We start from the raw sequence: 3,248 nt of genomic DNA on the forward strand, positions 1-3,248 counted from the left end.
AGCGGGGTGGTGTGTTGTTTCAGATACCGGACAGTGGACGTGAATATCAATTCGCTACAGGCTTTTCTACAAAAGCAGACAACCCTGAGGTTTTAGTCTTTGTAGTGTTTTTGGGGTAAGTTTTCGGCCGGTTAGTACCAGTCACCTCCACACATTGCTGTGCTTCCAGTTCTGGCCTATCAAACCCATGGTCTGTGGGAGGCCTTATCCCCTCAAAGGGGGTGAGAAACCTAATCTTGGAACAGGCTTCCCGCTTAGATGCTTTCAGCGGTTATCCCTTCCGAACGTGGCCAACCAGCGGTGCTCCTGGTGGAACAACTGGCACACCAGAGGTTCGTCCGTCCCGGTCCTCTCGTACTAGGGACAGCCTTCCTCAAGTTTCTTACGCGCGCGGCGGATAGAGACCGAACTGTCTCACGACGTTCTAAACCCAGCTCGCGTGCCGCTTTAATGGGCGAACAGCCCAACCCTTGGGACCTACTCCAGCCCCAGGATGCGACGAGCCGACATCGAGGTGCCAAACCATCCCGTCGATATGGACTCTTGGGGAAGATCAGCCTGTTATCCCCGGGGTACCTTTTATCCGTTGAGCGACACCGCTTCCACTTGCCGGTGCCGGATCACTAGTCCCGACTTTCGTCCCTGCTCGACATGTCTGTCTCACAGTCAAGCTCCCTTGTGCACTTACACTCGATACCTGATTGCCAACCAGGCTGAGGGAACCTTTGGGCGCCTCCGTTACATTTTGGGAGGCAACCGCCCCAGTTAAACTACCCACCAGGCACTGTCCCTGAACCCGATCAGGGTCCGAGGTTAGATATCCAATACGATCAGAGTGGTATTTCAACGTTGACTCCACAACCACTGGCGTGGCCGCTTCACAGTCTCCCACCTATCCTACACAAACCGTACCGAACACCAATACCAAGCTATAGTGAAGGTCCCGGGGTCTTTTCGTCCTGCCGCGCGTAACGAGCATCTTTACTCGTAGTGCAATTTCGCCGAGTCTGTGGTCGAGACAGCTGAGAAGTCGTTACGCCATTCGTGCAGGTCGGAACTTACCCGACAAGGAATTTCGCTACCTTAGGATGGTTATAGTTACCACCGCCGTTTACTGGGGCTTAAATTCTCCGCTTCACCTTTCGGTTGACGGGTCCTCTTAACCTTCCAGCACCGGGCAGGCGTCAGTCCGTATACATCGTCTTACGACTTCGCACGGACCTGTGTTTTTAGTAAACAGTCGCTTCTCACTGGTCTCTGCGGCCCACGCCAGCTCAGACAGCAAGTGTCGTCACCAGAATGGGCCCCCCTTCTCCCGAAGTTACGGGGGCATTTTGCCGAGTTCCTTAACCACAGTTATCTCGATCGCCTTAGTATTCTCTACCTGACCACCTGTGTCGGTTTGGGGTACGGGCCGTGTATCAGCTCGCTAGAGGCTTTTCTCGGCAGCATAGGATCATGGAATTCGCCGCATCGGCTACGCATCACCTCTCAGGCACATGAACGGCGGATTTGCCTACCGTTCGCCCTACCGGCTTACACCAGTACTACCACTGACTGGCCCCACTACCTTCCTGCGTCACCCCATCGCTTGACTACTACCAACCGGGGTCCCACGCAGCCAGATCCGGCCTCCCGAAGGAGGTCCCTCACCTTTTGGGTGGTTAGCACAACTGATTCATCATGGGCGCGGATACACGGGTACGGGAATATCAACCCGTTGTCCATCGACTACGCCTGTCGGCCTCGCCTTAGGTCCCGACTCACCCTGGGCGGATTAGCCTGGCCCAGGAACCCTTGGTCATTCGGCGGACGAGTTTCTCACTCGTCTTTCGCTACTCATGCCTGCATTCTCACTCGCGTGCCCTCCACGCCTGGATCACTCCGGCGCTTCCATGGGCACACGACGCTCCCCTACCCATCCATGCCGCTGCCTCGAAAGGAGCGTTGCATGAATGCCGCGGCTTCGGCGGTGTACTTGAGCCCCGCTACATTGTCGGCGCAGAACCACTTGACCAGTGAGCTATTACGCACTCTTTCAAGGGTGGCTGCTTCTAAGCCAACCTCCTGGTTGTCTTCGCGATCCCACATCCTTTTCCACTTAGTACACGCTTAGGGGCCTTAGCCGGCGATCTGGGCTGTTTCCCTCTCGACTACGAAGCTTATCCCCCGCAGTCTCACTGCCGTTCTCTAGCACCTCGGCATTCGGAGTTTGGCTGATTTCGGTAAGCTTGTGGGCCCCCTAGACCATCCAGTGCTCTACCTCCGAGGTGGAACGAACGACGCTGCACCTAAATGCATTTCGGGGAGAACCAGCTATCACGGTGTTTGATTGGCCTTTCACCCCTACCCACAGCTCATCCCCTCAGTTTTCAACCTAAGTGGGTTCGGGCCTCCACGACGTCTTACCGTCGCTTCACCCTGGCCATGGGTAGATCACACCGCTTCGGGTCCATGACATGCGACTCAACGCCCTATTCAGACTCGCTTTCGCTACGGCTGCCCCACACGGGTTAACCTCGCCACATATCGATGACTCGCAGGCTCATTCTTCAAAAGGCACGCCATCACCCTTACAGGCTCTGACGGATTGTAGGCACACGGTTTCAGGTACTATTTCACTCCCCTCCCGGGGTACTTTTCATCTTTCCCTCACGGTACTTGTCCGCTATCGGTCACCAGGGAGTATTCAGGCTTACCGGGTGGTCCCGGCAGATTCACAGCAGATTCCACGAGCCCGCTGCTACTCGGGTATTCACATCAACAGGCCAGCTGGTTTTCACGTACCGGGCTCTCACCGTCTACGGCGCGCCGTTCCAAACGACTTCCGTTAACCACTGGCTTTGTAACTGTTGCCCAGACCGGCAGATCTGAGACAGTGAACCCCACAACCCCGCACACACAACCCCCGCCGGGTATCACATGCATACGGTTTAGCCTCATCCGCTTTCGCTCGCCACTACTCACGGAATCACATGTTGTTTTCTCTTCCTGCGGGTACTGAGATGTTTCACTTCCCCGCGTTCCCTCCACACCGCCTATATATTCAGCGGCGGGTAACACCACATCACTGGTGCTGGGTTCCCCCATTCGGAAATCCTCGGATCTCAGCTCGTTTGACAGCTCCCCGAGGCTTATCGCAGCCTACTACGTCCTTCATCGGCTCCTGGTGCCAAGACATCCACCGTGTGCCCTTAAGCACTTACCTCAACAAAAACACTACAAAGAATAAAACCCCACAAAGAAAC

General features: G+C 55.6%; 1 rRNA gene. It reads right to left on the reverse strand.

From position 1 onward, the window contains the following. Positions 1–111: 111 nt before the first annotated feature. Positions 112–3,208, reverse strand: a 23S ribosomal RNA gene (locus tag F600_RS0100025). Between the last annotated feature and the right edge of the window lie 40 nt (positions 3,209–3,248).

The organism is Smaragdicoccus niigatensis DSM 44881 = NBRC 103563 (assembly GCF_000380645.1).
GTDB lineage: Bacteria > Actinomycetota > Actinomycetes > Mycobacteriales > Mycobacteriaceae > Smaragdicoccus > Smaragdicoccus niigatensis.